The sequence below is a fragment of the Microbacterium sp. UBA3394 genome, assembly GCF_002358725.1.
GTDB classification, from domain to species: Bacteria; Actinomycetota; Actinomycetes; order Actinomycetales; family Microbacteriaceae; genus Microbacterium; species Microbacterium luteum.
Genome location: NZ_DEPK01000108.1, coordinates 1 through 673, shown reverse-complemented (window position 1 = coordinate 673; position 673 = coordinate 1). Strand labels below are relative to the sequence as shown.

Annotated in this window: 2 protein-coding genes; both read left to right on the top strand. The window is 65.2% G+C overall.

Going from position 1 to position 673, the window contains the following annotated elements; all coding sequences use genetic code 11:
• Positions 1-496 (top strand): PstA family ABC transporter permease (locus B4E30_RS06655; protein WP_286794148.1); only part of this gene is annotated, 496 nt, incomplete at its 5' end.
• 25 nt (positions 497-521) lie between these two features.
• The coding region (locus tag B4E30_RS06650) for an ATP-binding cassette domain-containing protein (protein ID WP_286794168.1) at positions 522-673 on the top strand (152 nt) is incomplete at its 3' end.

Genomic DNA, 673 nt, shown 5'->3' with positions numbered 1-673 from the left:
CTCGCTGTTCGTGGTCTTCTTCGGTCCCGGCATCTCGAACGGCTTCATGGGCGCCGTCGCACTGAGCGTGCTGATGATCCCCGTCGTCGTGCGCTCGTCGGAGGAGATGCTCCGCCTGGTGCCGAACGAGCTGCGCGAGGCCTCGTACGCCCTCGGCGTGCCGAAGTGGCTGACGATCGTGAAGGTGGTCCTGCCCACCTCGATCGCCGGCATCACCACCGGCGTGATGCTCGCCATCGCCCGCGTCATCGGAGAGACGGCCCCCCTGCTGCTGACAGCCGGCTATACCGCGAGCCTCAACCTCAACCTGTTCGAGGGCAACATGATGACGCTGCCGGTGTTCGTCTACAACCAGTACGCCAACCAGGGCACCAGCCCCGACTCGGCCATCTCCCGCGCCTGGGCCGGGGCCCTGACGCTGATCCTGATCGTCATGGTGCTGAACCTCGCCGCTCGCGCGGTCGCGAAGTTCTTCGCCCCGAAGACCGGTCGCTGACCCACACCCGAGAGAAAGAACCGTCTTGTCCAAGAGCATCGAAGTCAACGACCTCAACGTCTACTACGGCGACTTCCTCGCCGTCGAGGGTGTGTCTCTCGACATCGAGCCGCGTTCGGTGACCGCCTTCATCGGTCCGTCCGGGTGCGGCAAGTCGACCTTCCTGCGCACCCTCAA